We start from the raw sequence: 26,632 nt of genomic DNA, 5'->3' as shown, positions 1-26,632 counted from the left end.
ATCACAAGCCCTCCCGCGGCTCTGTCGATTACAGCAGCACGTATTGCGTCCGCTCGCGCTTGGCCAGCAGGGGAAGTGCCTGCTCCGCGATGTAGGTCTTGAAGTAGGCGCTCTCCGCATGTGCCTTGAACGCCGCTTCGTCCTGGAACAATTCGTAGAACAGGAACTGCGCCGGATTGTCCTTGCCGCGGCCGATCAGGAACAGCTTGGTGCCGGGGTCCTTCTGCGCCTCGGGCAGGAAGCCGTCGAGGATTGCCGCGACCTTGTCGGCCCGGCCTTCCTTGGCTTCCCATTGCGCCACGACCAGCAGGCCTGATGTGTTGATCGCATCGCTGATGGTTCTCGTGCTCATCGCATAGTGCTTCATTTGCATTCCTCCGTTGCTTTGCTCCGATCGAGCTTGCGATCCGGTCCAGGGCGAGACGCCGGCGATCGTCATGATCGCGGCGAACGAGCCGATGGCCGATCGTCGGGTGAGCATCATCGTCGTGGTCGTGACGTCCGAACGTTTCATGATCGCCTCCAGATGAAGTGCGCCAACCGTCTTGCCGGCCGAACCGCAATGCGACAGATAGGGGATCGCGCTGCGCACTCGGTTAGGCGACGGTCGAAATGTCGATGTCGTGAAAATGGTTCGACATCGGTCGAAGTGTTGCGTCTCCGCCTGCGCAGGAGGCGCGATGCGGCCAAAACCTCGAGCAGGGTGGCCCGACCGCCGTTCCCACCATTGTCGGGCGGCAAGCCCCGCTCCCGGGTCATTCCGTCGGCGTTGCGACGGTGGGGTTCGTCGCATTTGATTTCGGCGCCGAATTTCGTTACCGCCTAGCGGGTGGAAACGCTGAAAGTCAGAGACGTCCAGGACGTCGAAGAGGTGGTGCGCGCCGCTGTCGCCAGCGAGCAGCCGCTTGAGGTCATTGGTCATGGATCGAAACGCGCCGTCGGCCATCCGATGGCGACCAATGCGGTGCTCGACGTCTCGGTGCTGAACGCGGTCAGCTCCTATGAGCCGAACGAGCTGATCATCACCGTGCAGGCCGGCGCGCCGCTCGCTGACGTGCAATCCCTGATCGACGCCAAGAACCAGCAATTCGCCTTCGAGCCGATGGACATGTCCGTGCTGCTCGGCAGCGCGGGAGCCGGCACGATCGGCGGCATGATCGGCGCCGGCCTTGCCGGTCCGCGCCGCATCAAGGCCGGCGGCGCCCGGGATCATCTGCTTGGCGCGCACGCGGTGTCCGGCTTCGGCGACAGTTTCAAGACCGGCGGGCGGGTGGTGAAGAACGTCACCGGCTACGATCTCTGCAAGCTGCTCACCGGTTCCTGGGGCACGCTGGCGGTCATGACCGAAGTGACGCTCAAGGTGATGCCGAAGCCGGAAGCCGAGCGGACGCTGGTGCTGCGCGGGCTCGACGATGTCACCGCCAACAAGGCGATGACGGCAGCGCTGGGCTCGCCCTTCGACGTGTCGGGTGCGGCGCATTTGCCGGGTTCGGCGCTGCGGTCCGGGACCGGCGCGTTCGCCGGCCTCGCAGGCTCCGGCCAGCCGGTCACGCTGGTGCGGCTTGAGGGCATTTCGGCGTCGGCGGCGCACCGGGCGGCCTCGCTCAGCCAGACACTCTCCTCCTATGGAACGGTCGACAGCCTCACTGATGACGCCTCGGCCTTGATCTGGAGCGCGCTGCGCGACGTGGTGCCGTTCGCGGCGAACGGCACGCTCGGGGCCTGGCCGGTGTGGCGCATCGTTTGCCCGCCGGCTTCAGGCGGCGCGCTGGGCCAGGCGCTGTCGCGCGCCACCGGCGGTGATGTGATCTACGATTGGGGCGGCGGGTTGATCTGGGCCGCGGTGCCGCCGAATGCCGACGCGCAGGCCGCGCTGGTCCGCGGCCAGGTCGAGCCGATTGGCGGGCACGCCACCCTGATCCGCGCCACCGAGGATGTGCGCCGTGCGGTCGACGTGTTCCAGCCGCAGCCGACCGGGCTTGCCGCACTCGGCGAACGGGTCCGGGCGAGTTTCGATCCGAGATCGGTTCTCAACCGCGGCCGGATGATTCGAGGCGGGGGGGCATGAAGACCGAGTTTACCCTGGCGCAGCTCGCCGATCCCGACATCAAGGAAGCCGACAAGATCCTGCGCGCCTGCGTGCATTGCGGCTTCTGCACCGCGACCTGTCCGACCTATGTGCTGCTCGGCGACGAACTCGATAGCCCGCGCGGCCGCATCTACCTGATCAAGGAGATGCTGGAGAAGGACAAGCCGCCGACGGCGGACGTGGTCAAGCATATCGACCGCTGCCTGTCGTGCCTCGCCTGCATGACCACCTGTCCGTCGGGCGTGAACTACATGCACCTCGTCGACCAGGCCCGGGTCAGGATCGAGCGGGATTACGAGCGGCCGCTGACCGAGCGGCTGCTGCGATCGGTGCTCGCCTTCGTGCTGCCGCGGCCGGGCCTGTTCCGGATCAGCATGATCCTGGCGGGGCTTGCCCGTCCGTTCACAGCGCTGCTGCCAACGCCGTCGGTCGGTGCGGCGAGCCCGGGCCTGCTGCGGCGGATCAAGGCCATGCTGGCGCTGGCGCCGCGCAGCCTGCCGCCGCCGGGTCCGGCTGCGGGAACTGTGTTTGCGGCGACCGGCCGTCGGCGTGGGCGGGTCGCGCTGCTGCAGGGCTGCGCCCAGCAGGTGCTGGCGCCACGCATCAATCAGGCCGCGATCAACGTGCTGACCCGGCACGGCGTCGAGGTGGTGCTGGTTAAGGACGAGCAATGCTGCGGCGCGTTGACCCATCACATGGGACAGGACGCCGACGCGCTGGCGCGCGCACGGGCCAACGTCACGGTGTGGCAAAGGGAAGCGGACCAGAACGGGCTCGACGCCATTCTGGTGACGACCTCGGGCTGTGGGACAGTCGTCAAGGACTACGGCTACCTGCTGCGCGAGGACAAAACATTCGCCGAGCCGGCCGAGCGAATCTCGGCGCTGGCAAAGGATATCACCGAGTATCTCGCTGGCCTCGAGCTCGCGCCTTCAACGCAGAAAGGCGACATCACCGTCGCCTATCACTCGGCTTGTTCGTTGCAGCATGGACAGAAAATCACTCAACTTCCGAAAGAATTGCTTTCCAAGAATGGATTCGTGGTGAAAGATGTGCCCGAGAGCCATTTGTGTTGCGGTTCGGCGGGGACCTACAACATTCTCCAGCCCGACATTGCGAGCAGATTGCGCGATCGCAAGGTCGCCAATATTGCGCTTGTCAAACCGGACATGATCGCTGCGGGCAATATTGGTTGCATGGTTCAGATTGCCGGCGGTACGTCAGTTCCTGTGGTGCACACGATTGAGCTTCTCGATTGGGCGACAGGAGGTCCCCGGCCAGGATTGAATTGATCGACTGCCATTCGAGCATGATCCGGACCCCAGCCTTGCCCTGACGCAAACTGAAGGACCGGCGCTTCCCTGCTACAGACGCGAAGCGATCGCGCGGCTATCATGCCCGACAAGCGAAGTGGAAGGTGCCTCTCCTCGAGGTGCAGCTGCTGACCGGCAAGCGATCACTTCAATACGCGGTGGACTCAAATCAGCGGCAACAGGAGGACCACGATGGCGAAGTCGAAGAAGGCGAAGAAAAGCAAGAAGGCCAAAAAGGCCAAGAAGGCGGTAGCGGCGAAGAAGAAGTCCGCGAAGAAGTCGGCCAGGAAGACGGCGAAGAAGGCCGCGAAGAAGTCTGCAAAGAAGTCAGCCAAGAAGACCGCGAAGAAGGCTGCGAAGAAGGCCGCGCCGAAGAAGGCCGCGCCCAGGAAGGCTGCGAAGAAGGCCGCCAAGAAGAGCGCTCCGAAGAAGGCCGCCGCGCCGAAGCCGGCCGCCCCGGTCGCAGCACCCCCGGCGCCCGAGCCGCAGCCGGCCCCGAGTTGGGCCACGCCGAGCCACGAGCCGGCGCCGAGCTGGGGCACTTCCGACAGCGAGCACCACTAGCCGAACCTACACCGGTTCACCTGATCGAAGCCGCAGCGGACGCCGCTGCGGCTTTTTCCGTATCGGCCGTCCGTAGTTTTGCGGAGGCGCGATTCGCGTCGATACCGACCACAGCATGTCGAACTGTTGCTCGAATCCGATTTTGCGTGCCGCTCAACCGGGGCGGGAGCCTTGAGTCTTGTGGTGCAAATGCAACACCCGCCAACCAACGTGTGGCGAGGAGCCCAGAACGCCTAAAAAGTCGGCAGATGCATGTCTTTTCGCCTTCACGGTACCGTGCACGGGCCTCAGATTGATCCCACGCGATTGAGTTGCAGTCCGTTATCGCGCGCCCTGGGGGCCACCGGAGCTGGGCTGTCTTGAAAAGTAGATGGGGATCGTCATGAAGAAACTGGCTTTGTTAGCAACGGCGCTAGCAATGATTTCGAGCTCGGCAATGGCAGCTGACATGGCGGTGAAGGCTGTCAAGGCGCCGCCGCCGGCTCCCTTCGATCCCTGGGATGTCGCCTTCGGCGCCGGCATCATGAGCGACTACATCTTCCGCGGCGTCACCCAGTCCAACCACAATCCGTCGGTCACCGCCTATTTCGAGCCGCGCTACAACGTCAACAAGGACCTGCAGCTCTACATCGGCACCTCGACCGAAAGCATCTCCTTCGCTAACCGCGCTGCGGCTGAAGTCGACGTCTACGGCGGTATCCGCCCGACCTTCGGCGCCTTCGCCTTCGACATCGGTGTCTGGGGTTACCTGTATCCGGGTGGAACCTGCTACTTCGGCGCGCCGACCGACACCGCCGGCAAGCTGCTCAGCCCGGAGTGCGCAGCCAACGCCCTGCTGAACGGCAACGTGATGAAGAAGGACGTCTCGTTCTTCGAAGTCTACGGCAAGGCGACCTGGACCATCAACGACAACTGGGCGTTCACCATCAACGAGTACTACTCGCCCAACTTCCTCAACACCGGCGCCTGGGGCAACTACTCCTCGATCATCGGCAAGTACACTGCGCCGAGCACCGTGTTCGGCACCAGCGGCGTCGGCATGTATGTGTCGGGTGAGTTCGGCCGGCAGTGGCTCGGCACCTCCGATAGCTTCTACGGCGTTCCGGCGTTCCCGAACGGCATCAAGTATGCCGACTACAACACCTGGAACATCGGCATCGGCTTCACCTACAAGGTGTTCACGCTCGATCTGCGCTACTCCGACACCGACCTGTCGAAGGGCAATTGCAGCGCCTTCACCAGCGACTTCACCGCGGGCGGAACCACCAACGTCACCCCGATCAATCCGGGCGGCACGGGCTCCAACTGGTGCGGCGCAGCCGGTATCGCCAAGCTCTCGGTCGACCTGACCGCGATGTCCAACCTGAAGTAATTTCCTCTTCCGAGGATCGCGGGGGCGGCAGAGCAATCTGCCGCCCCCTTTGTTTTGCGGGCGCCGCTCCACCTCGCCCCGCGTGCGGGGAGAGGTCGGATCGCATCGAAGATGCGATCCGGGTGAGGGGGAGTTTCCGCAAACATGACTATCGCCAAATGCGCGGAGGCCCCCACCCCAACCCTCCAAGAGCGAGCTTCGCTCGTCTCGACCCCGTAAGAACGGGGAGCGGGAGCGCAGCGCCATCGCGGTCGCTGTTCGACCTTAATCTCGTCACGCAGTTACGACGCGGCGGCCTCGACCTTGTCACGCAAGGTGAAGCGGTCGCCGTCGCGGACCAGCGAAATGCTGCGCTGGTGGAAGGCGTCGAGCGTCGAACGGTGGCCGATCGAAACCACCGTGGTGTCGGGCAGCTTCTCGGCGATCAGTCGGTACAGCGCGGCCTCCGACGGCTCGTCGAGCGAGGCCGTCGCCTCGTCGAGGAACAGGAACTGCGGCGCATGCAGCAGCGCCCGGGCGATGCCGAGCCGCTGCTGCTCGCCGAGCGACAGCATCCGGTTCCAGTGCGCTTCTTCCTCGAGCCGCGCCGCGAGCTGCGGCAGTCCGACCGCCACGAGGACCTCGCGGACCCGTCCCGCATCGTAGCTCGCGGCCTGGCCCGGATAGACCACCGCGTCATGCAGCGAGCCGATCGGCAGATAGGGACGTTGCGGCAGCATCATCAGGCTGGCATTGGCCGGGATATTGACCGAGCCGCGGCCGAACGGCCAGATGCCGGCCACTGCGCGGAATAGCGTGGACTTGCCGGCGCCGGAGGGACCGGTGACCAGGGTGCGTTCATTGTCGCGAAGGCTGAAGCCGTCCGCTGCGAGCAGCGGCTTGCCGTCCGGCAGGGTGACCAGGAGATCGTCGAGATCGATCGCGTCACCGCCTGTGGGCTTGACGTGGATGATGTCCTGCCGCTGCGCGAGCGCATCGCCACCGCGGATCGAGTTCTCGAAGCCATCGAGACGCGCGACCACTGATTGCCATTCGGCCAGCGTCCGGTAGGCCGAGATGAAGAAGGACAGTGAATCCTGCACGCTGCTGAAGGCGGACGCGGTCTGCATCATGCCGCCGAGCTGGATCTTGTTGGCGAAATAAGCCGGTGCGATCAACACATACGGAAAGATCACGGCGGCTTGCGAATAGGTCGCGGTGAACGCGGTCAGCTTCTTGGTTCGTTGCATGATGTCGAGCCAGTTCCCGACCACGAAGCCGAAGCGATCGAGCAATCGCGTGCGCTCGGCCGGTTCACCGTGGAGCAGTGCAATCTGCTCGGCGTTCTCACGGGTCCGCACCAGGTTGAAGCGAAAATCGGCCTCGAACCGCTGCTGCCGGAAGTTGAGGTCGACCAGCGGCCTGCCGATCACATGGGTCAAGACCGTTCCGAGGATCGCGTAGACCAGCGCGCCCAGCACCAAATAGCCGGGAATCGCGAGGTCCTTGCCGAACAGATGCAGCGGCGCCTGATTGGAAAGGCCCCACAGGATGAAGACGAAGGAAGCAAGCGTCACCACGGCGCTCAATAGTCCGATCCCGAGCGTCAGGGTCTGTTCGACGAAGCGCTGGGTGTCGTCGGCGATACGCTGGTCCGGGTTATCAGCGGCGTCGCCGAGCAGTTGCATGCGATAGTGGTTGGCGTCGTGCAGCCAGCCGCCGAGATAACGCGTGGTCATCCAGCGCCGCCAGCGGATCTGCAGCCATTGATTGAGATAGAGCTGGTAGACTTTCAGGCCGATCCAGAACGCCGCGAGCACGCAGAAATAGCCGATCTGATAGGTGAAGACCGCCTGATCACGCTCCTGCAGCGCGTTGTAGAAAACATTGTTCCAGCGGTTGAACAGCACGGTCAGAAACACGCTGGCGAGCTCGATGATCACCACCGCTGCCAGAAGTCCGCGGCCTGCCCATTTGTCGTCGGAGTTGAAATAGGGCGAGGCGATGCGCCACACCGTCGCGAGCGTCGAGCGAATGTTGTTCACAGATTATCGTCTCCGGGGAAGTGGCCGCAACGGCCTGAAGAATCGGGACAATCGGCGTGATCCTCGACTAAAGTCGTAGGTCTGGCATGCAAGCGTTGGCTTGTCCCGGCGATCGAGTCAACTCTAGCATGACGACAACGGCGAGGGGCGGGGGACCTTCGATTTTTCGCGAGGATGTGAGCGATCCTTACCGATCGTTCATTCGCGAGCCGGGGCTGCAATTCTTCCGACGGACTCCCGCAATCGCACCAGCGCGCCAGCCTGCACCGAGGCCGGGGCGCTGCAAAAGAATGTGGGAAGGACCCCGAGATGAGCACCTGGAATCAAATCTACAATCCGCTCGGCAATGCGGGGCTGTCGACGCTGGCGGCCGCCATTCCCGTGGTCACGCTGCTGGTGCTGATCGCCAGCGGCAAGGTGAAGGCACATATCGCCGCCATCGTCGCCGTGATCGTGACCAACCTGATCACGATCTTCGTGTTCACGATGCCGGCCGGCATGTCGATCCGCGCATCGATCCTCGGCATCGTCACCGGGTTCTTTCCGATCGGCTGGATCGTGCTCAACGTCATCTTCCTCTACCAGGTCACGGTGAGGTGCGGGAAGTTCGAGCTGTTGAAGCGCGCGGTCGGCGGCGTCACCGAGGATCGCCGCCTGCAGTTGCTCCTGATCGCGTTCTCGTTCGGCGCCTTCTTCGAGGGCGCCTCGGGCTTCGGTACGCCGGTCGCCATCACCGGTGCGGTGCTGATCGGGCTCGGCTTCTCGCCGCTCGCAGCCTCCGGCCTGTCGCTGATCGCCAACACCGCGCCGGTCGCCTTCGGCGCGCTCGGCACGCCGATCCAGGGCCTTGCCTCGGTCACCGGGCTCGATCCCTACATCCTCGGCGCCATGGTCGGCCGGCAGCTTCCGCTGTTCTCGCTGATCGTGCCGTTCTGGGTGGTATGGGCGTTCGCGGGCTGGCGCGGCATGAAGGAAGTGTGGCCGGCGATCCTGGTCACCGGCGTGTCGTTTGCGGTCCCGCAATTCGTGATCTCGAACTACATCAATCCCTGGATCGTCGATATCGGCGCCTCGCTGATCTCGATGGGCGCGCTGATCCTGTTCCTCAAGATCTGGCAGCCGCGCCAGCTCTGGCTGTCGCCCGCGCTGCGCGGCCGCGATGAATCGGCGGCGACGATGGCGGCCGCCAAGCCGCTCGACAAGACGCCGTTGACCCAGGGCGAATTGTGGAGCGCGCTGCTGCCGTGGATCATCGTCTGCATCCTGATGCTGATCTGGGGCAACGGCGCCTTCAAGGCCTGGGCGAATGCCAACTTCGTCTGGAACTATCCGGTCCCCGATCTCGACAAGCTGATCCTCAAGGTGCCGCCGGTGGTAGCCAAGCCGACGCCGGAAGCTGCGGTGTTCGGCTTCACCTACCTGTCGTTCACCGGCACCGGATTGCTGATCGCCGCGATCATCTCGGGTCTCCTGATGGGCTTCTCGCCGCTCAAGCTGATCGCCGAATACGGCCGCACCATCCGCCTGTGCGCGATCTCGCTGATCACGATCTCGGCGATGCTGGCGATCGGCACGCTGACCCGGCTCTCCGGCGTCGACGCCACGCTCGGCCTCGCCTTCGCGGCGACCGGCGTGCTCTACCCGTTCTTCGGCACCCTGCTTGGCTGGCTCGGCGTGGCGCTGACCGGATCGGACACCTCGTCCAACATCCTGTTCGGCAACCTGCAGAAGATCACCTCCGAGCAGCTCGGCCTGTCGCCGATCCTGATGGCGGCGGCGAACTCCTCGGGCGGCGTGATGGGCAAGATGATCGACGCGCAATCGATCGTGGTCGCCTCCACCGCGACCAACTGGTACGGCCACGAAGGATCGATCCTGCGCTACGTGTTCTTGCACTCGATCGTGCTGGCGTGCCTGGTCGGTCTGTTCGTGACCCTGCAGGCCTATGTCTACCCGTTCACGGCGATGGTTCTGAAGTAAAGAGGCGAGGCGTCGCCCAAACGAAGGTCCCCGCGGGTGCGAGCCCGCGGGGATTTTGCTTTTCAAGCACTTTTTCTCGCGCCGCCATTCTGGCCAATCGCAGCCTCGTCCCATACAAGGGCGGCGTCGCAATTCCTGGGAATGGCATGATCTCGATGAAGCGGACTCTGAACGGCGGCATGGCCGCTTTGGTGGTCGTTGCAGCGGCGCTTGGCGCGGGGCCGGTGCAGGCCCAGGAAGAATTCCCGTTCGGCTTCGTGATGACGCTCGATGCCGCGCGCATGCCGGGCTCCAAGCGGATTCCCTCGATCGAGGTCGGCGACAATGGCGAGGTGATCCTCGAGCTGTGGTGCGACGGCGGCAAGGGTCAGTTCTCAGTTGCCGGCAACACCATCGTGTTCGTTCCCGGCGCGATGGAGAACCGCAACTGCACGCCGGAGCGGGCGCAGGCCGACAAGGATCTGCTCACAGCACTCGGCGATACGACGAGCTGGCGGCGGCAGGGTGATCAGGTCACGTTCATCGGAAGCAGGCAGCTGCGTTTCGTGATCAACAGCAACTGACGCGCATCGCGCGGGCTCAGGGCGTTGCGACCAATCCGCTTGCGGTGGCAACGATCCAGCGATTGCCCCAGCGCACGATGGAATCGACCCGGCCGAGGCCAGGGACGACGTCGCCGCGTGCGGCCATCTTGACGCCCTCCGGCCCCTCGAGCACGGCGGTGCCATCGCGGACTTCGACCACCGACCAGCCGGGAATCGTGCTCGGCCGGGTCTCCGCCGCTGCTCCCACGGGCTGCTTCGTTCCGAGCGCCGCGGCCTGCGCGTTCAGGCTGGTGGGCGCGGCGCCGAGAGCGAGCGGGCGCGGGCTGGCAGGGGTGTTCTTCGGAATGCTGCCGGTGACGACGGGGTCGGCGTTGGACGCGGCCCGGCGCTCGCCCCTCGATTCGCTTCTTGGGCTCGACCGCGTCTCGGCAACATGCGGGACAGGCGCTTCCTTCTGGGCAACCGGGATCGGGGCGGGAGCCGCAAAATCGTGCCAGTTGGCGCCGCCCGTCCATCCCAGCACGAAGCTTGCGGCCAGTGCGGTGGCTGCCAGCAGCGCGGTGCCGATCCGGTCGGCGAACGGCTCGCGCAGCAGCAGGGCGGCGTCGTGGTTCTCGTTGGAGACGTCCCAGAGGTCCGCCGTCTGCGCCGGCGAATGACCCTCCGTCACATCCGTTGGCCAGATGCTCCCAGGACTGATCGGCTCGCGGTCTTGCATGGCGTGACCCGTGTTCGGTGACGCAAAGGATGATCCTCGAAACTAAATCGAGCCTTAATTTTCGGTGACCGAACTGCGGCAGCACGAAGTCTTTTGGTCGCAGGCCCCGCAAATTGACGGGGCGGTGAGGGCTGCCGACAATCGCGACGACGACCCTGCGTTGGGCCAGAGATGCACAAGCCTGAAACCAGTATCGCCCCCGAAGACCCGCGGCAGCCCGACGTGCAGCAGCTGATCGATCTGTCGGACGCCCATATGCAGGCGCTGTATCCGCCCGATAGCAATCACCTCGCCCCCGTCGAGACGCTTGCCGTCCCGGATACGGTCTTCCTCGTCGCGCGGCGCGATGGCGAGGTGCTCGGGTCGATCGCCTTCCGCCTCATCGCGCCCGGTCATGCCGAGATGAAGCGAATGTTCGTGCGCGCCGACGCGCGCGGGCAAGGGCTCGGCCGCCGCCTGCTCGACGCGCTGGAGGACGCCGCGCGCGACCGGCAGATCGCGCGCATCAGCCTGGAGACCGGAATCCGGCAGCCGGAGGCGATCGGGCTCTATCGCGCCGCCGGCTACCGGGAATGTCCGGCGTTCGGGGGCTACGCGCCCGATCCGCTCAGCCTGTTCATGACCAGGTGCCTCTAACTCCAGGCGGTCGTTTCCGGACGCCGTCTCCGCAAAGCGGGTCGTCGCGGCGCGCGGGCGTCGCTATAGCGATGGCATGCTCGATTTCGCCGCACAGTATACAGCCTTTCAGCGCCGCGATCCGGCCTGGGACGGCATTGTGTTCGTCGCGGTCAGGACGACGGGCGTGTATTGCCGTCCGGTGTGCCGGGCGCGCACGCCGCTCGCCCGCAATGTGCGGTTCTACGGCAGCGCCGCGTCGGCCGAGCGCGCCGGCTTCCGGCCCTGTCTGCGCTGCCGTCCCGAGGCGGCGCCGTTCTGCCCGGCATGGAAGGGCACCAGGACGACGGTCGAGCGCGCGCTGGCGCTGATCGAAACGGGCGCACTCGACCGTGGCAATGTCGCTGCGCTGGCCGATCGGCTCGGCATCGGCGCGCGGCATCTGTCGCGTCTGTTCGCCGAGCATCTCGATGCCTCGCCGCTGCAGGTCGCACTCTCGCTGCGCGTGCAGCGCGCCAAGCGCCTGATCGACGGCAGCGATCTCCCGATCTGTCTGGTGGCGCAGCGCGCCGGTTTCTCCAGCGCAAGGCGCATGAACGCCGCATTCGCAAAGCTCTACGGCCGTTCGCCCGTCTCGCTGCGACGGAAACGGCTGCCAAACATCACGATGAAATAATGGAGATCAGCAATGGCCAGGAGCTACGGCACCGTCAGTGCCGAACAGAAACTCAAGATGAGCGGCCTCGAATTCGTGCAAGGGCTCGCCTCTGGCGCGTTGCCGCTCAACACCATCGCGCGGACCCTCGGCTATGACGTCACTGAAGCCGAGCACGGCCGCGTCGTCGTCACGCTGCTGCCGACGGATGCGCATCTCAATCCGGCAGGCACCGTGCATGGCGGGCTCACCGCAACGCTGCTCGACAGCTGCATGGGCCTTGCGGTGCAGTCGACGCTCGATGCCGGAACGAGCCAGACCACGCTCGAATTCAAGATCTCGCTGGTGCGGCCGATCACGCCGGACACCGGTCCGATCCGGGCCGAGGGCCAGGTGCTCAATTGCGGCCGCCGCATCGGCACCGCGGAAGGCAGGGTCACCGACGAGAAGGGGCGGCTGCTCGCACATGGCACGACGACGTGCCTGATCTTTCCGGCTTGATGAAGGGCCGCTGCGGAGAGACTGCAGCCGGCGCTGCATCAGGAGATGCCATGCCGGCGCAGTAACATTGGAATACGTCCAGTAAGTCGGCAGCTTGGAGAGTTTCAATTTCACTGAGGCGATCGATTGGCCTACCCGAACACATGGGACGAGCGTTCGGGAGTCTTGATGCGATCGTCGATGCAATCACGCCGCGCAGCCGTGTTCAGCGTGAGGCCGCTGCCGATCCCGGCATGTTGTTCCAGCCGGCGGGCAGTTCGCCGCCGGGCCGTGTCGCGGTGCCGTCCGGTTCGGGCAAGCGGATGAGGCCGAGTTGCAGCATGGCGGTGATCGCGTCTTCCTGTCCGAGCTCTTCGGCGATCCGTCCGTCCTGCACGCGCAGCACGGTCGTGCCGGCGAATGTCATCTTGCGCCCGGAGGCCGCGGGCAGCGAGCCGAGCCGGAAGTCGCTGAACGCAGTTCCGGTGTGGGTGCCGCCGCCTTCCCAGCGGCCGATAACGAGGTTGCCTTCCGCGACGAGATCGCCGACGCCCCGGAAATTGAGATCCGGAAACGCTTCGCGAAACTCGGTCATGAATTTCGTCACCGCGGCGCGGCCCTTCTTCGGTTCGTGCATCGGGTAATGCACGACAATGTCCGCCGCTGCGAGCTCGTTGATGATGCGCGGATTCCAGGGGTTGCCCCAGAACTCCTTGAACCACCGGCCTACGATGGTCTTGTTTTCCTCTGACATCGGATCGTCTCCATTTGCGCGTTGCCGGTATCGCGACCGGCGTTGTCTCGATGCGCGCAATAGGCATTCGAAGACGTGTGTCGAGCCACCCGATTCCGGATCGGGCGCGCGAGCGCGTCGGGGGCGAGATTCCGCTTTGTCGATATGGCGCTTAGCGCCGCTTCTCAAACGCCATCGTGCAATCGGAAAGCGGGTGGCCCGCAACACGCCGACGCGCAATCGTTGCCCGCAGCATGGAGGAGAACATCATGCGCAAATTTCATTCGATCGCCGCGCTGTGCGGCGACGGACTTCGGCCCGAGTTGCAAGCGCTGTTCGAGCGCCTTGCGATCGACCCTCGCTCTGAACTGTTCGTCAGAGATGACGGGATGCTTCAGTCCGGTCCTGACCCCAGTCCTGAGGCGGCGCGCGACAACGTCGTGCCGTTGAAGCGCAGGACGGCCTGAATCAGGAGAGCGCCGGCTTCAGCGCCACACCGACTTGTCGGCGTCCCAGCGCTGGCCTTTGAGCTCCTTGACCAGCGCGTCGATCGCGCCGTTGTCGTCCTTGGCCTCGCTGCCTTCCTCGTCGCTGCTGGAATCGTCGGAGAGATTGAGCTTGGCGCCGGCGCTGTCGTCCGACGTCGAGACGGTGGGGCTCGAGACCCACAGCATCAGCCTGTCCGAGCTGCCGGGCTTGTCGGGCGAGACGAGGGCGGTGACTTCGTAGTTCTGGGTGAGGCCGAGCGCCGGGTAAACCGCGCTGGGCCGCTTCAGCACCAGCTTGAGTTTGCCGGTATTCGCGTTCCATGTCGCGGAGGCCGGCTTTGCGGCAAGCGTCTTCGCCAGCACGCCCGCGATCGCGGATGCGAGCTTGTCCTTGTTGATCTTGTCGCCGTCACGCCAATCGGCGGCGGCGAAGCGGATGGTGCGGTCCATCTCGACCACGCCGCTGGTCCAGCCGGCCGCCATCACGCCGGGCGCTGATTTCGCCTTCGCAAGCAGCGCGCTGGCGTGCTCGGGATCGACGGTGAGGTTGATGGTCTGCTCGCCGGAGCGCATCGCATCGCAGGTCACCGCGAGGCTGGAGGTGCCGATCTCGACCGCCTCGCCTTTCAGGCTCTTGAGGAAATCGGTTGCCGCATCGAGCTTGACCCGCACCCCGATCGATTCCGGCGAGACGTCGGTGAAGTCCTTCGGCTGCGGCGTGATGCCGTCCTCGGTGGCCTGGTTGTCCTGGAATTCCTTCTCGCTGAGATCGGAATTGTCCGTCGAGGCGACCTCGGTCACGGTCTGGCCGATCGTAATCTGGCCGCGGAACTCAAAGCTGTCGCCGGTCTGCTTGCGGTTCAGCTTGACGGTCACCGGCTGCTTGTCGGCGACGCTCTGGGAGGTGCCGGTGAGCGTCTGGCCGTTGACGGTCAGGTTCGCGACGAAGCGGTCCTTGCGGTCGGAGCTCTTGTCGGCGGGATAGCAGACGTCGAGCACGGCCGCGGTCACGGTCTTCCCCTGCCGGGTTTCCTTCAGCACGACGTCGGCATTGCCGTCCATCAGGCCGTCGATCGCGGTGAAATAGCGCGTCTCGGGGCCATTCGACGGCGCCGCCTTCGTTTGCAGCTTCATCTGGGCGAGAGCAGGCGCCGAGGCGACGGCAAGACCGAGCAACAGGAGCGGGAGCGCGCGCATACGATAAGTCCTCGAAGGGCAGAATCGGTTCCGTCGTAACTAGCAAACCTCCGTCTCATTGGCCAAAAAAGAAGGCCGCCTAACGGCGGCGCCTCCAGAATCGCTGTCATGCGCGGTCTTCAGGTTCCTGGCCGCTCTCCAGTCTGCCGCGCAGCGTGCTGACGACGCGACTCACGGTTTCGATGTCCTTCATCGACAATCCGTCGGAAAGGCCGTTCACCCAGGGTAGCTGCAGGCGCATCGCCGCGTCGAAGCTTTGCCGCCCCTTCTCGGTCAGCACGACGAGCTGGGCGCGGCGATGATGCGGATTGGTCTCGAATGTGACGAGCCCGTCCCTTTGCAGGTCGTTGACGATCCGCTGCACGTTCTGTCTGGCAGCGCCGAGGTCGCGCGCCAGCCACGCGACCGGTTGCGGGCGTTCGGCGGTGACGATGGCGCCGAGGATCTGCCAGCGCGCGCTGGTCAGCCCAAGTCCCGCCACCATCCGGTCGCCGGCGGTGAACAGCAGGCTGTTGAGCCTGAACAGGTCGAGAATCAGGTCGCTCAGGGCTTCGCCGGCCGGCGTTCGTTTGATTTGCGGCATTTGTCACCATAAGTTTAGATTGACATCATGATGTCAATACAATATGTATCCATCGTAACAAAATGACATCATAGCACCAAATCAACGGAGCCGGCCATGCCGCAGATGCGCCCCCTCGACCCCGCATTCCCGATCGACCGCCAGCTCGCGGTCGAAGCCAGCAACATCGTACTCATCAACCTCTTCACGCTCGACAAGGCCGACGAGGAGATCTTTCTGAAAGCCTGGCAGGCCGACGCCGCCATCATGAAGCGGCAGCCCGGCTTCATCTCGACCCAGCTGCACCGCGCGCTCGGCGACAGCCCGGCCTATCTGAATTATGCAGTCTGGGAATCCACCGCGGCCTTCCGCGCCGCCTTCGCCAATCCCGAGTTCAGGGCCAAGCTTGCGGCCTATCCGGACTCGGCGGTGGCGTCGCCGCATCTGTTTCAGAAGGTCGCGGTGGATGACATCTGCGTCGCGTAGCGGGCTGTGGGCCTGGACGCCTCGTAAGGTCGTTGCGGTCGCGCATTGAGGCGTCCCACGTCGGGCGTATACTCATGGCCCCGCGCCGCAGTCGGGCCGCCGATGTCCGCTGTGCCGCCGTTAGCGGCGCTATAGCGGACCACATCGGGAGGTCCGAGATGGGCCAGGAAGAAACGTTGCTCTCGCTCTGCGCATCATGCGATCTGGGCCTTCTCGCGCGCCGCCGCCATTCGATAGCCTCAGCGGTTGTTTGAAACCTCCACGCGTTCATAATTCGTGAGTTGTGTTTGCCCTTGACAGGCACATGGTGTCCAAATCGATAAGGTTGCGTGTGGCCGAATTCGACATCCGCCAATGGATGCCACGTTTCGCATCTTGCCGTTACGCGACTTGTTTCGCCGCTCGGCAACGCAATGACACGCGACGGTTCGAGCCGAGTTGACACGGTTCCAAAAGGCGTTAGTCAGCCCGACCTTCCAGCTTTCCCAGGAACACATCGGCGCCGCTGCTTGAACCCGCCGCCGTTGGTGCTGCACTTCGTTGAGCTGCTGCTCGTCGAAGTTTAGGCCTCGCACGCAGGCTGTCGCAGCGATCGATGTTGTTCGCGAAGTGCCATAATTTGTCAGGTTTCTGTGGGCCTCGCGACGCCGCGACGTCCACCAATGTCTCGATCTCCGGGAGGGAGAGACATGATGAGGCGTTCGCGCAATTTTATCACGGTGGTTGCCGCGAGCTTCGTCGTCATATGGCTGGCTGCCTGGTTTGTTCTGGATACTGATCTGTCTTTTGAACAGGCCACCGCCGCTACATCAACAGGCGTACCCTCCAGGGTATTAGCTCCCGATCCTTTCAAAAAGGCCTACGCGGCCAACCAAACGACGACGCGGATACTTGCGCTGGATCAGGCGAGGCAACTCGCTTTCTGGACCTCCATTCTGAAAAACAAAAAGCAGGCTTGCGGTGTTGTTGTTCGGAACGTGTATCAAGGCAGCACCGAATCCGGGATCGATAGCTGGAGCATTCGCTGTCTGGACGGTAACCAGTATTCGATAAGTCTTGGCCCGGACTGGCAGGGCTCTGAGGCAGAGTTTCCGGCTTCAGGTTGCAATGGAAACGCATTCACCCGAGGTGCTGATTAGCGCCCGTCCGCCGAAGAGCATTTCAGCGCGCGCGACATCGTCTCTGTATGCCAGCGCTATCCGCTGCGGCGGTCGCCTCGTCGTCAACCTGCGAGAATGAGCATGACGATGACCCGATCGCGGCGTGAAACGGTGCTTTTCAAGCACCCATTCCGGATCGCAAGTGTCGAACGACTGTTACCGGCGGGCTCATACGAGGTTGTTACCGACGAAGAGTCCATGGAAGGCTTGTCATTTCCGTCCTTTCGGCCCGTTGCCACCATGATGATGGTGCCTGCGCCGCCGCCCAGCAGCTCCGTCGAGATGATAAGGATCAGTTCGATCGATCTAGCCGATTCTCGGGAACCGATGCGATGGCGCCCCGACAGTGACGCGCCTGTCGACCTCGACAGGGATCGCGGCGGGGCTGCGTCGAAGACTGACATCCGACGGACGGTGGCGGAGATTGAACGCATTGCCAAGGTGTTGCGCGGCCGGCATCGGCAGCTCGAACCTAAGCTACTCGCGACACCTGCGAAGCCACTGGCGCGCGCGCTGCCGGAGCTGAAGGAGCCCGGCCGGGACCTGCGCATCGATGCTTGCCGCGGCATTGCGCTCTGGTGCATCTTTCTTGACCATGTCCCCAACAACGTCGGAAGCTGGCTGACGCTGCGGAATTACGGCTTCAGCGATACCGCGGAAGTGTTCATGTTCGTCTCGGGTGTGACCTGCGCGCTGGCCTACGGCAAGGCGCATGCGCGCGGCGGCTGGCCCGGCGTGATCCGCCGTACGCTGCGGCGAAGCTGGGACATTTATGCCGCATTTCTGCTGCTCACTGTTGCTTGCGCCATCGTAGTTTACCTCGCAGGCGGCGGCCGGGTTGCCGACGAGACCAATACGCGCATTCTCCTGGAACATCCGGGAGCTGCGCTCGCGCATGCGGCGATCCTGCAATACCGTCCCGTCAACACCGACATTCTGCCGCTCTTCGTGGTTTTCCATCTTTTGTTCGCGCCACTGCTGTGGCTTCTGCTGCGAGTGCCGAACGTAACGCTCGGCGCCTCGCTGTTGCTTTATGCGCTGGTGCACCTCTTCGGCTGGACCGTTTCGACGTGGCCGAACAATGCTTGGTTCTTCAATCCGCTGGCCTGGCAGTTGCTGCTTGTGCTTGGAGCGTGGTGTATCACGGAGGGCGAGAGGTTCCGGCCGTGGATGACCTCACGCACGGCCCTTGTACTTGCCGCTCTCTATTTGGCCTTTAGCCTGACTATCGCATTGGGTTGGAGCATCAAACCACCGGAAGTGCTCGTCCCACAAGCCCTGGCGAAGCTGCTTTACCTAGTGGACAAATCGGATCTCGATCCCTTGCGATTGCTGCATTTTATTGCCCTTGCGATTTTGGCGGTATGGTTCGTGCCTCGCACTTGGCGAGGGCTGACGACGCCGGTGATGCGCGGGGCGATCCGCTGTGGCGAGAACTCGCTGGCAATCTATTGCTTCGGCGTTCTACTGGCTCTCGCCAGCCACATAGCGCTGGTCGACATCTCGGACGGGCTTGCGATGCAGATCGCGCTCAGTCTCGCTGGCATCCTGGTGATGATCGCGGCCGCAATGCTGCTGAGCTCGACTAGGATCAAACCAGGACAGCAATCGCCATCGGCTTGAAGACCACGCAGCTCTAAGAATGGCAATGAAAGGCGCAGGAAGTCACTGAGATCCCCGGCATTTCGCATTTTGGGGCAAACCCGGAAATCGGAACGCGCAACCGAAACTGTCCGTTTCACCCCGTGCACCAGACGTTCGATAGCCAGCTTGGCATGACCGAGAAGGGCCACAAGCGTATGTCGTCCAATGCTTCTTACTATGGCTCTCTCAGACGCCATTCGTCTTCCTCACCGTGCACCAGCCTGCCGAGTGATTGCCCTGCACGCAGGCTCATCACGCAGCCCACAAAAAAGAAGGCCGCCCGGAGGCGGCCTTCGATCTCGATGCGAATGTGGCGGGGGCTTAGAAGCCGCCCATGCCGCCCATTCCACCCATGCCGCCGCCGCCCGGCATCGCCGGCGCCGCATCCTTCGGCAGTTCGGCGACCATCGCTTCGGTGGTCACCAAGAGGCCGGCCACCGAGGAGGCGTCCTGCAGCGCGGTGCGCACCACCTTGGCGGGGTCGATGATGCCCTTGTCGACCATGTCGACATACTCCTCGGTCTGGGCGTCGAAGCCGAAGGTCTCCGACTTGTTCTCGAGGATCTTGCCGACCACGATCGAGCCCTCGACACCGGCGTTCTCCGAGATCTGGCGGACCGGAGCTTCGAGCGCCTTGAGCACGATGTTGATGCCGGCCTGGACGTCGGCATTCGGGTTGGTGAGACGGCCGACCGCCTTCTTGGCGCGCAGCAGCGCGACGCCGCCGCCCGGCACGATGCCTTCCTGCACCGCGGCGCGGGTCGCATTCAGCGCGTCCTCGACACGGTCCTTCTTCTCCTTGACCTCGACCTCGGTCGCGCCGCCGACCTTGATCACCGCAACGCCGCCGGCGAGCTTGGCCAGGCGCTCCTGCAGCTTCTCACGGTCGTAGTCCGAGGTGGTCTCCTCGATCTGCGCCTTGATCTGGCCAACGCGGGCGTCGATGTCCTTCTTCTTGCCGGCGCCCTTGACGATCGTGGTGTTCTCCTTGTCGATTACGATCTTGCCGGCGCGGCCGAGCATGTTGACCGTGACGTTCTCGAGCTTCATGCCGAGGTCGTCGGAGATCAGCTGACCGCCGGTCAGGATCGCGATGTCCTCCAGCATCGCCTTGCGGCGATCGCCGAAGCCCGGCGCCTTGACGGCGGCGACCTTGAGGCCGCCGCGCAGGCGGTTGACCACCAGCGTCGCCAGCGCTTCGCCCTCGACGTCCTCGGCGAGGATCAGGAGCGGACGGCCCGACTGCACCACGGCTTCCAGCACCGGCAGCATGGACTGCAGGCCGGTCAGCTTCTTCTCGTGCAGCAGGATGTAGGCATCCTCGAGCTCGGCGGTCATCTTCTCGGCATTGGTGATGAAGTAGGGCGACAGATAGCCGCGGTCGAACTTCATGCCCTCGACGATGTCGACCTCGGTATCGAGCGACTTGTTTTCCTCGACGGTGATGACGCCCTCGTTGCCGACCTTCTGCATCGCCTGCGCGATCATCTTGCCGATCGCGGCATCGCCATTGGCCGAGATGGTGCCGACCTGGGCGACTTCCGAAGAGGAGGCGACCGGCTTGGCACGCTTCTCGATGTCCTTGATGACGGCGGCGACCGCGGTGTCGATGCCGCGCTTGAGGTCCATCGGGTTCATGCCGGCGGCGACCGCCTTGGCGCCCTCGCGCACGATGGCCTGCGCCAGCACGGTCGCGGTGGTGGTGCCGTCACCGGCGGTGTCGTTGGTCTTGGAAGCGACCTCGCGCAGCATCTGCGCGCCCATGTTCTCGAACTTGTCCTCGAGCTCGATCTCCTTGGCGACGGTGACGCCGTCCTTGGTGATGCGGGGAGCGCCGAAGCTCTTCTCGATGACGACGTTGCGGCCTTTCGGGCCGAGCGTCACCTTCACGGCATTGGCGAGCACGTCGACACCGCGCAGCATGCGGTCGCGAGCGTCTCCGGCGAATTTTACGTCCTTGGCAGCCATTGATTTGAACTCCTGGAATGATTGGATGCGGTCGCCCGGTATCTACGCCCGTCATTGCCGGGCTTGACCCGGCAATCCATCGTCCTTGCAAGACTCTTTCGAAGTTGATGGATGCCCGGATCAAGTCCGGGCATGACAGCGGAGCGAGCGCCGCGTTTCTCGAATTGGTCGTGGCCTTACGCCAGCACGCCCATGATGTCGGACTCCTTCATGATCAGGAGCTCCTGGTTGTCGAGCTTGACCTCGGTGCCCGACCACTTGCCGAACAGCACGCGGTCGCCGACCTTGAGGTCGATCGGGATCAGCTTGCCGGCCTCGTCGCGGCCACCCGGGCCGACGGCGACGATCTCGCCCTGGGACGGCTTTTCCTTGGCCGAGTCCGGAATGATGATGCCGCCCTTGGACTTCTCCTCGGCATCGATACGCTTGACCACGACGCGGTCATGCAGTGGGCGGAAGGTGGATTTAGCCATGACGTTCCCTCTTGGAGGCTCGGTTTCAGGTCCGGTTCATCGAGACCGGCGTTGAATGCCGGCCCGGTCGGCGCAAGGCAGGACGCCCGGCGCATTTAGCAATCGTGGTGCGAGAGTGCTAATTGTGCGCCGGGAAATATGGCTTGGCGCAGTTTCTGTCAAGCAAACGGGTTAAGGCCTTGGTGAGGCCAATATAGGATGGTGGACCGGAAACCAAATCGTAGCGATGACGTAATTTTGTCAGACGTCATTGCTCCGCCTTAAGTTTTACGCTTGGCTGCATGACGGGTGCGGCCGGGAGATAGTTCGGGGGATGCATATGATCAGGTCACTCAACGCGCGATTGGTCGCACGGTTCGCGGCTGTCTCGGCGCTGACGACACTTTTGGGGGCGTGCGGCAGCATGAGCCTGCCGTCGTTGTCGTCGAACCCCCAGCCGGGGCCTGTCGAACCGGGAGTGGCACCGGAGATGCCGGCGTCGATCCGCCCCGACGAGATCGTCGGCCGCTGGGGCCTCGCCTCGTTCCAGAATCCCGCCGACCGCGCCCGCACCGAGGCCGCCGCACGCGGCCAGTGCAAGCAGCCTTACGCGATCGGCGCCGGCCAGAACGGCGGCGTCATCATGCATCTGGCCGACCAGGCCACCCCGCAGGAACTGCGGCTGAAGGGTTCCCCGAGCGGCAAGAACTATATCGGCCCACCCGGACCTGTGCCCGGCGAGCAGGACCGCGAGATCATCTCGTTCGACGGCCGGGTCTTGATTACCCGCTTCGTCGACAAGGACGCCGCCGTCCGCTACGGCAACATGGTCTACGTCCGCTGCGCGCCACGGGCGTAACGGCAAGGCATCTGCCTATCCCCGGCTAGCGCCACATCGGCAGTCTGCCTTTCCTTGTCGGCGAGGCCGGATTGCATCGCCAGATGCCAATCCGGGTGAGGGGTCTCTGTCCGCGGGTGATCCTCTTGCGATTTGAGTAAGCGGCGACAACCGCTCATCCGGCGTGCTACCGCCGCACTCCGACGCGATTGACGCCGCCATTCATATTGCCGCCCGCGTTATGACGAACCGCAGCACGCGCCACCGGACGAGGCCTGAGCACGACGCCTGCCCTCGCCACGCACCCCCCCGGATACCCGACGTACTGGCAATAAACGACGGCCTTAGCCGGTGCCGGACTGAGAGTGACACCTGCAAAGCCCAGCACAAGGCTGGCCGCAATTCCCGCAACTGTCACGGACTTGGTCGAAAAAATCTTCATCTGACGCATGGTGATCCTCCTCATCGCACGTGAACCGTATGGTGATTGAGCCGCTGCAGATGCGACCCAACGCATCGTCGGTGGCAAAGGATGTGTGATGTTGATGTGGATCAATGCCGGGCGTGCCTTGCCGCTATGCGCGATCAATTGACTTCGTCGAGAGGGCGGCTCGAGGAGCCGCCCTCTCGCGGTGCCGTTGCGCGGACTTCACTGACAGACGTACATGTGGCCGTCAGACATTTTCGTCATCGTACCGGGTTCGCAGCCGATACCATTGGCTGCCTTGTAGTCTGTCCATCCGGCATAACCGTAATACGGACTGACCCCGTGGTAGGCTCGTGCCGGATAGTAGGGCTGGCCAAAGTGGGGATCCGTCTGGGCGGCATATGCATCGGTCCAGTTATTCGTGCCCCAGCCAGCATAGACCGGCGCAGTGGCGGCTGCCGTGGCGACCGCGGCCGTGGCGGCGATCCCCGCGCCGACTCCGTACCCGTACGCAGCGCGCCGGGTGTGGCGACGCGCAACGCCCGCGACGCTCACGGGCGTCAGCGGTCGGCCCACACGCGCCTGGGCGCTTTCGACTGACGCCGAAATGCCGCCCTGCTCGGACCAGGTGATGGAGAACAGTGTCGCACAAGCGAAAGTCGAGAGCGCAATTGCAGTATTCCTGACAATTCTTCGCGTCATGTTCGATCTCCAGTGTTGAGTACTCCAGTGGCTCCCCCCATTCAGTGATTCCTCAACAAGCCGCAGGTATCAGCGCCCAAGAAACCCGCCGTGCATCGTCACGGTTTCAATGACGGCCGCGCCCGGGCGAAGCCTGTTCGCCCTCGGATGCGCGCGCAACGAGTGGCCGGCAAAGCTGTACTGTGTGTTGTGTGAAAGTGCGAAGCCCCGCTCGGGGCGACCGGATTCACTCCGGAAATCCGATGCAACCGGCACCCAATGTTGGCTTCCGGCACACGCATGACAACTTCCTCACACACAGTATGCGCCTGCGACAGCGGACCTGCCAGCAAATTTGCAGGTGTCACAATTGGCACAAACTGCATGCGGTCGAGACAGGGGTTCTGACTGATGTGTCACCTGACGTGGATGCAAGGAAAGCTGCCGCGCAAGGTCACAAAGCGGCGACCGTGATGATCCGACAACTCACGGGCTAGACCCATCGCCTAAACAAAAACGCCGGCCCGAGGGCCAGCGTTTCGTCTGTATCTACTCTTATCGCTCAATTGAACATCGCGTCGATGTCGTCCTGCGAGGCGTGGCCGGCGTCGCCGTCGAGCTTCGGGCCGTTGAGCAGGCGGGCATCGCCCTCGCGGGTGTCGACGATCGGCGGGACGTGGGTCTTGATGGCGTCGACGCCGCCCCAGATGTTCATCATCTCGTTGATGTGCTGTTCGATGAACTTCATCGTGTGCATCACCTTGCTGATGCGCTGGCCGGTGAGGTCCTGGAAGTTGCAGGCCTCGAAGATCGAGACCACGCGCTCCTGAATATCTTCGCTGAGCCGCTTCTGCTGGTCGGGCGTGACGTTGTTGGCGAGCGCGGTCGCGGCCTGGTCGATCGCCTCGACCGCTTCGAGGATCTGCTGGGTGGCCTGTTCGGTGCCGCCGACCACGGCGCCGAGCTCGCCATTGACCTTGGCCATCTCCTCGCCATTGAAGCTCTTGCCGTGCAGCACGGCGATCTCGCGCTTGGTGCGGCTGATCGCGTCGTGGATCAGGTCGAGCTCGACCTTGAGCTTCTCGCACTGTTCGACCTGCGCGCGGTAGGTCTCGAGCAGCGCATGCGTCTCGGCGACTTCGCGGGCGACGGCGGCATCGACGCTGTCGCCGGTGCGCTGCGCCGGTGCTGCGGCCATCTGGGCGCGGATCGAGCGAAGCTCCGCCATGATCTCCCGATGCATCGGACCGAGTTCGGCGCCGCCGGCAACTTCCGGCTCCGGCATCACGACTTCACCCATGGCCTGCTCGACACGAAAACGCTTACGCTTCACTGACATGATTTCATTCCCGCCCCTTCACTGCAGTCCGTTCTAGCGAGAGGTGATTTAACGTCAGGTTCACGCGGGAACAGTTTGCGCCGAGCGCGCAGCGGCTGCGATACCGGCGATTAACCATGTCGCCGCGGCGTTCACGCAAAATAAACGCTGTCAGGCAAAACCGCGCTGCATTGCCGACGTGGTGAATCGAAACGGCCGATCCGTTTACCAAACCGATGCGGTTTTCATTGCTTATTGACCACGTGCAACGGCGCAAGTGCGCTCCGTCCACGTCACACGTCACGACGAAACCAGTACAGAGTACGTCGATGTTCAGGAAAACCACGCTTGCGCTGCTCGCCGGCGCTTCTTCGCTTATCGCAATTCCCCAACATGCCATGGCGATCGACGCATCGGCTCAGCCCGAGCCCACCGTGATCTACGCCAACCAGGGCGCACCGCAGCCGCCGATGCGCACCGCCTATGTGCAGCCGCAACGCTCCAACATGGGTGGCGGCTTCATCGAATTCCTGTTCGGCGATGCGCCGTCGTCGCAGGGGTATTCGCGAGAGCCGATGTATCAACAGCAGCCGGCCTATTACGGCAACCGCCAGGGGCTGCCGCCGATGGATCCGCAGCAGCAGATGATCCGGCAGCAGGAGGAGGCGGCCGGCGATCCGACGCAGCGTCCGTTCGATCCCCGATATGAAAAGCAGCTGGTCGATTACAGCGGCAAGGAAGGCGCCGGCACCATCGTCGTCGATACGCCGAACAAGTTCCTCTATCTGGTGCAGGGCGACGGCCGCGCGCTGCGCTACGGCATCGGCGTCGGACGGCCCGGCTTCACCTGGGCCGGCGTCAAGACGATCTCGGCGAAGAAGGAATGGCCGGCCTGGACGCCGCCGCCGGAAATGCTGGCGCGCCGTCCCGACCTGCCGCGGCACATGGAAGGCGGCCCGGAGAATCCGCTCGGCGCCCGCGCGATGTATCTCGGCTCCTCGCTCTACCGCATTCACGGCTCCAACGAACCCTGGACGATCGGCACCAACGTCTCGTCCGGCTGCATCCGGATGCGCAACGAGGACGTCATCGACCTCTACGGCCGCGTCAATGTCGGCGCCAAGGTCGTCGTGATGTGAGGTGGTTTTGAAGCAGCTGCCGCAAAGATGGTGTCGTCCCGGCGAAAGCCGGGATCCATAACCACAGGCGGTTGTTACTGAGAGAAGCTGTAGCCCCAGCCGTGTCAAATCTCGCACGGTTGTGGTTATGGGTCCGGCTTTCGCCGGGACGACGGAATCAAAACGGCCGCTCGATTGGAGCGGCCGTTGTCGTTTCAGCGATCGCGTTTACGCGTAATCGCTGTTGTCGTCGCCGCCGTTGTCGTCGAAGTCGTCGGCGTCCTGATCATCGTCACTGTCCCGGTCGGCCTGCGCCTGGTCGAACGCGCCGGCGCGCGAGCCGGAATCACTGTCGCGGTTGGAGCTGATGTCGTTGACCCCCGCGTCACGGGCAAGGTCGCTCGACGACTGGTCGCCGCCCCACGGACGCGAACCGCCGCCGAGGCCGCCGGCGTCCGCCAGCGACTGGTGGCCGCTGCCACCCATCATGCCGCGGATGCTGGAGAGCAGCAGCCCGCCGCCGACCACGCCGGCCGCGGCCGCAGCCGCAGTGCCGAGGAACGAACCGCCGCCACCGGGCGCGCCGCCGCCGAAGGCCGGGGGCTGCGGGCCACCATAAGGCTGTCCGTATTGGGGCTGACCGTATTGGGGCTGACCGTATTGCTGCGGCGGCTGGCCGTAGCCGCCTGCCTGCTGGATCGCCTGGCCGGAGTTCCAGACCGGGCGGCTGCCGCCAACATCCGGCGGGCGCACCGGCGGCACCGAGCCGTGCGGCTGCTGCTGGCCCTGTCCGAAGATCGCATCGCGCATCGAATCGAGGAAGCCGCCGCCCTGCTGCTGTGCTCCCTGCTGCTGGCCGACCGCGGCCTCGAGCTCCTGGATCCGGTCGTGGGCGCGCTTCAGCGCCTCGTCCTGCACCAGCGCGGTCTGCACCAGCGTGTAAACCGCATTCGGCGCGCTGCGCAGGCCCTGCATGATCGCGGACATGGCCTCGTTGTCGCGCGGGGCATTCTCCAGCTTGGCGAGCCGGTCGAAGAGATCGTCAATCAGTTGGCGTTCTTGCGGTGTCATGGCGTTCTCCATCGCGTCGATCGAATCGGCGCGCGGCTCATGTAGGACGGGCTTTGTGGCGCAAGGAGTGGGGGCCAGAATTAAATTTCTGTATGCGACAATACGACCGGCGGTTTTCGTGAACCCAAAGCGTT

27 protein-coding genes are annotated in these 26,632 nt (G+C 64.1%); 14 read left to right on the top strand and 13 right to left on the bottom strand.

Annotation, left to right across the window (positions count from 1 at the left end):
- Positions 1-28 precede the first annotated feature (28 nt).
- Positions 29-514, bottom strand: a complete 486-nt coding sequence (locus ACVIGB_RS24180; protein ID WP_456720754.1) for a putative quinol monooxygenase — start codon at positions 512-514, stop codon at positions 29-31.
- A 315-nt stretch (positions 515-829) separates the two neighbouring features.
- Between ACVIGB_RS24180 and ACVIGB_RS24175 the strand changes: the two genes are divergently transcribed.
- Both ACVIGB_RS24175 and glcF read left to right on the top strand, forming a co-directional pair.
- A complete protein-coding gene (locus ACVIGB_RS24175; RefSeq protein ID WP_456720755.1) occupies positions 830-2,068 on the top strand; it encodes an FAD-binding protein in 1,239 nt (412 codons plus the stop codon).
- A complete protein-coding gene (gene glcF, locus ACVIGB_RS24170; protein ID WP_212313590.1) occupies positions 2,065-3,381 on the top strand; it encodes a glycolate oxidase subunit GlcF in 1,317 nt (438 codons plus the stop codon). The genes ACVIGB_RS24175 and glcF overlap by 4 nt, the downstream gene beginning before the upstream one ends.
- A gap of 185 nt (positions 3,382-3,566) precedes the next feature.
- Here the strand turns inward: glcF and ACVIGB_RS24165 are convergent, their stop codons facing one another.
- Positions 3,567-3,944 (bottom strand): hypothetical protein, encoded by a 378-nt coding sequence (locus tag ACVIGB_RS24165; protein WP_456720756.1) that lies wholly within the window; start codon positions 3,942-3,944, stop codon positions 3,567-3,569.
- A 404-nt stretch (positions 3,945-4,348) separates the two neighbouring features.
- Between ACVIGB_RS24165 and ACVIGB_RS24160 the strand changes: the two genes are divergently transcribed.
- Positions 4,349-5,338, top strand: a complete 990-nt coding sequence (locus ACVIGB_RS24160; protein WP_092124043.1) for a TorF family putative porin — start codon at positions 4,349-4,351, stop codon at positions 5,336-5,338.
- 281 nt (positions 5,339-5,619) lie between these two features.
- On the opposite strand, the gene ACVIGB_RS24155 is transcribed toward ACVIGB_RS24160, so the two are convergent.
- The gene (locus tag ACVIGB_RS24155; RefSeq protein WP_456720757.1) at positions 5,620-7,362 is read right to left on the bottom strand and encodes an ABC transporter ATP-binding protein/permease; all 1,743 of its coding nucleotides are present in this window, start codon (positions 7,360-7,362) and stop codon (positions 5,620-5,622) included.
- Between the two features lie 309 nt (positions 7,363-7,671).
- Between ACVIGB_RS24155 and ACVIGB_RS24150 the strand changes: the two genes are divergently transcribed.
- Together ACVIGB_RS24150 and ACVIGB_RS24145 are read left to right on the top strand one after the other, a co-directional pair.
- A complete protein-coding gene (locus ACVIGB_RS24150; RefSeq protein WP_456720758.1) occupies positions 7,672-9,342 on the top strand; it encodes an L-lactate permease in 1,671 nt (556 codons plus the stop codon).
- Positions 9,343-9,488: 146 nt separating this feature from the next.
- Positions 9,489-9,905, top strand: coding sequence for an META domain-containing protein (locus ACVIGB_RS24145; protein WP_456720759.1), 417 nt, complete (start codon positions 9,489-9,491; stop codon positions 9,903-9,905).
- Between the two features lie 16 nt (positions 9,906-9,921).
- Here ACVIGB_RS24145 and ACVIGB_RS24140 read toward each other — a convergent pair whose 3' ends face one another.
- The gene (locus ACVIGB_RS24140) at positions 9,922-10,605 is read right to left on the bottom strand and encodes a hypothetical protein (RefSeq protein ID WP_092124046.1); all 684 of its coding nucleotides are present in this window, start codon (positions 10,603-10,605) and stop codon (positions 9,922-9,924) included.
- Positions 10,606-10,776: 171 nt separating this feature from the next.
- Between ACVIGB_RS24140 and ACVIGB_RS24135 the strand changes: the two genes are divergently transcribed.
- The 3 genes from ACVIGB_RS24135 to ACVIGB_RS24125 all read left to right on the top strand — a co-directional run bounded on the left by ACVIGB_RS24135 (position 10,777) and on the right by ACVIGB_RS24125 (position 12,376).
- Entirely contained in the window at positions 10,777-11,241 is a 465-nt protein-coding gene (locus ACVIGB_RS24135) for a GNAT family N-acetyltransferase (RefSeq protein ID WP_456720760.1), read from the top strand.
- 76 nt (positions 11,242-11,317) lie between these two features.
- Positions 11,318-11,896, top strand: coding sequence for a bifunctional transcriptional activator/DNA repair enzyme AdaA (locus ACVIGB_RS24130; RefSeq protein WP_456720761.1), 579 nt, complete (start codon positions 11,318-11,320; stop codon positions 11,894-11,896).
- Between the two features lie 12 nt (positions 11,897-11,908).
- The gene (locus ACVIGB_RS24125) at positions 11,909-12,376 is read left to right on the top strand and encodes a PaaI family thioesterase (protein WP_456720762.1); all 468 of its coding nucleotides are present in this window, start codon (positions 11,909-11,911) and stop codon (positions 12,374-12,376) included.
- A 205-nt stretch (positions 12,377-12,581) separates the two neighbouring features.
- Here ACVIGB_RS24125 and ACVIGB_RS24120 read toward each other — a convergent pair whose 3' ends face one another.
- Positions 12,582-13,109 (bottom strand): ester cyclase, encoded by a 528-nt coding sequence (locus tag ACVIGB_RS24120; RefSeq protein ID WP_456720763.1) that lies wholly within the window; start codon positions 13,107-13,109, stop codon positions 12,582-12,584.
- A gap of 248 nt (positions 13,110-13,357) precedes the next feature.
- On the opposite strand from ACVIGB_RS24120, the gene ACVIGB_RS24115 reads away from it, so the two are divergent.
- Positions 13,358-13,555: a hypothetical protein gene (locus ACVIGB_RS24115; RefSeq protein WP_143046836.1), complete on the top strand. Its 198-nt coding sequence runs from the start codon at positions 13,358-13,360 to the stop codon at positions 13,553-13,555.
- Between the two features lie 18 nt (positions 13,556-13,573).
- On the opposite strand, the gene ACVIGB_RS24110 is transcribed toward ACVIGB_RS24115, so the two are convergent.
- Together ACVIGB_RS24110 and ACVIGB_RS24105 are read right to left on the bottom strand one after the other, a co-directional pair.
- The gene (locus tag ACVIGB_RS24110) at positions 13,574-14,773 is read right to left on the bottom strand and encodes a hypothetical protein (RefSeq protein WP_456749223.1); all 1,200 of its coding nucleotides are present in this window, start codon (positions 14,771-14,773) and stop codon (positions 13,574-13,576) included.
- A 106-nt stretch (positions 14,774-14,879) separates the two neighbouring features.
- Positions 14,880-15,356: a MarR family winged helix-turn-helix transcriptional regulator gene (locus ACVIGB_RS24105; RefSeq protein ID WP_456720764.1), complete on the bottom strand. Its 477-nt coding sequence runs from the start codon at positions 15,354-15,356 to the stop codon at positions 14,880-14,882.
- Positions 15,357-15,452: 96 nt separating this feature from the next.
- Between ACVIGB_RS24105 and ACVIGB_RS24100 the strand changes: the two genes are divergently transcribed.
- From ACVIGB_RS24100 to ACVIGB_RS24090, 3 genes are all read left to right on the top strand, one after another.
- Positions 15,453-15,821 carry an antibiotic biosynthesis monooxygenase family protein gene (locus ACVIGB_RS24100; RefSeq protein WP_456720765.1) on the top strand — a complete coding sequence of 123 codons (369 nt, stop codon included), beginning with the start codon at positions 15,453-15,455 and terminating at the stop codon, positions 15,819-15,821.
- Positions 15,822-16,510: 689 nt separating this feature from the next.
- Positions 16,511-16,960 carry a hypothetical protein gene (locus tag ACVIGB_RS24095; protein ID WP_456720766.1) on the top strand — a complete coding sequence of 150 codons (450 nt, stop codon included), beginning with the start codon at positions 16,511-16,513 and terminating at the stop codon, positions 16,958-16,960.
- A 102-nt stretch (positions 16,961-17,062) separates the two neighbouring features.
- Positions 17,063-18,604 carry an OpgC domain-containing protein gene (locus ACVIGB_RS24090; RefSeq protein WP_456720767.1) on the top strand — a complete coding sequence of 514 codons (1,542 nt, stop codon included), beginning with the start codon at positions 17,063-17,065 and terminating at the stop codon, positions 18,602-18,604.
- Between the two features lie 342 nt (positions 18,605-18,946).
- On the opposite strand, the gene groL is transcribed toward ACVIGB_RS24090, so the two are convergent.
- Both groL and ACVIGB_RS24080 read right to left on the bottom strand, forming a co-directional pair.
- Complete coding sequence (groL, locus tag ACVIGB_RS24085; RefSeq protein WP_092126735.1) at positions 18,947-20,593, bottom strand: chaperonin GroEL; 1,647 nt, start codon at positions 20,591-20,593, stop codon at positions 18,947-18,949.
- Between the two features lie 176 nt (positions 20,594-20,769).
- On the bottom strand, positions 20,770-21,066 hold the full coding sequence (locus ACVIGB_RS24080) for a co-chaperone GroES (protein WP_018269780.1): 297 nt from the start codon (positions 21,064-21,066) through the stop codon (positions 20,770-20,772).
- A 319-nt stretch (positions 21,067-21,385) separates the two neighbouring features.
- On the opposite strand from ACVIGB_RS24080, the gene ACVIGB_RS24075 reads away from it, so the two are divergent.
- Positions 21,386-21,904: a hypothetical protein gene (locus ACVIGB_RS24075; protein ID WP_456720768.1), complete on the top strand. Its 519-nt coding sequence runs from the start codon at positions 21,386-21,388 to the stop codon at positions 21,902-21,904.
- Between the two features lie 166 nt (positions 21,905-22,070).
- On the opposite strand, the gene ACVIGB_RS24070 is transcribed toward ACVIGB_RS24075, so the two are convergent.
- The 3 genes from ACVIGB_RS24070 to ACVIGB_RS24060 form a co-directional block, all read right to left on the bottom strand.
- On the bottom strand, positions 22,071-22,325 hold the full coding sequence (locus tag ACVIGB_RS24070) for a hypothetical protein (protein ID WP_456749382.1): 255 nt from the start codon (positions 22,323-22,325) through the stop codon (positions 22,071-22,073).
- 207 nt (positions 22,326-22,532) lie between these two features.
- Complete coding sequence (locus tag ACVIGB_RS24065) at positions 22,533-23,012, bottom strand: hypothetical protein (RefSeq protein WP_244549799.1); 480 nt, start codon at positions 23,010-23,012, stop codon at positions 22,533-22,535.
- Between the two features lie 541 nt (positions 23,013-23,553).
- Positions 23,554-24,330 (bottom strand): protein phosphatase CheZ, encoded by a 777-nt coding sequence (locus tag ACVIGB_RS24060; protein WP_456720769.1) that lies wholly within the window; start codon positions 24,328-24,330, stop codon positions 23,554-23,556.
- A 308-nt stretch (positions 24,331-24,638) separates the two neighbouring features.
- On the opposite strand from ACVIGB_RS24060, the gene ACVIGB_RS24055 reads away from it, so the two are divergent.
- Positions 24,639-25,448 (top strand): L,D-transpeptidase family protein, encoded by an 810-nt coding sequence (locus ACVIGB_RS24055; protein WP_456720770.1) that lies wholly within the window; start codon positions 24,639-24,641, stop codon positions 25,446-25,448.
- Positions 25,449-25,655: 207 nt separating this feature from the next.
- Here ACVIGB_RS24055 and ACVIGB_RS24050 read toward each other — a convergent pair whose 3' ends face one another.
- Positions 25,656-26,498 (bottom strand): DUF2076 domain-containing protein, encoded by an 843-nt coding sequence (locus ACVIGB_RS24050; protein WP_456720771.1) that lies wholly within the window; start codon positions 26,496-26,498, stop codon positions 25,656-25,658.
- Positions 26,499-26,632: the final 134 nt, after the last annotated feature.

The organism is Bradyrhizobium sp. USDA 4341 (genome assembly GCF_054063755.1).
This window is presented reverse-complemented; position numbering and strand designations above follow the sequence as displayed.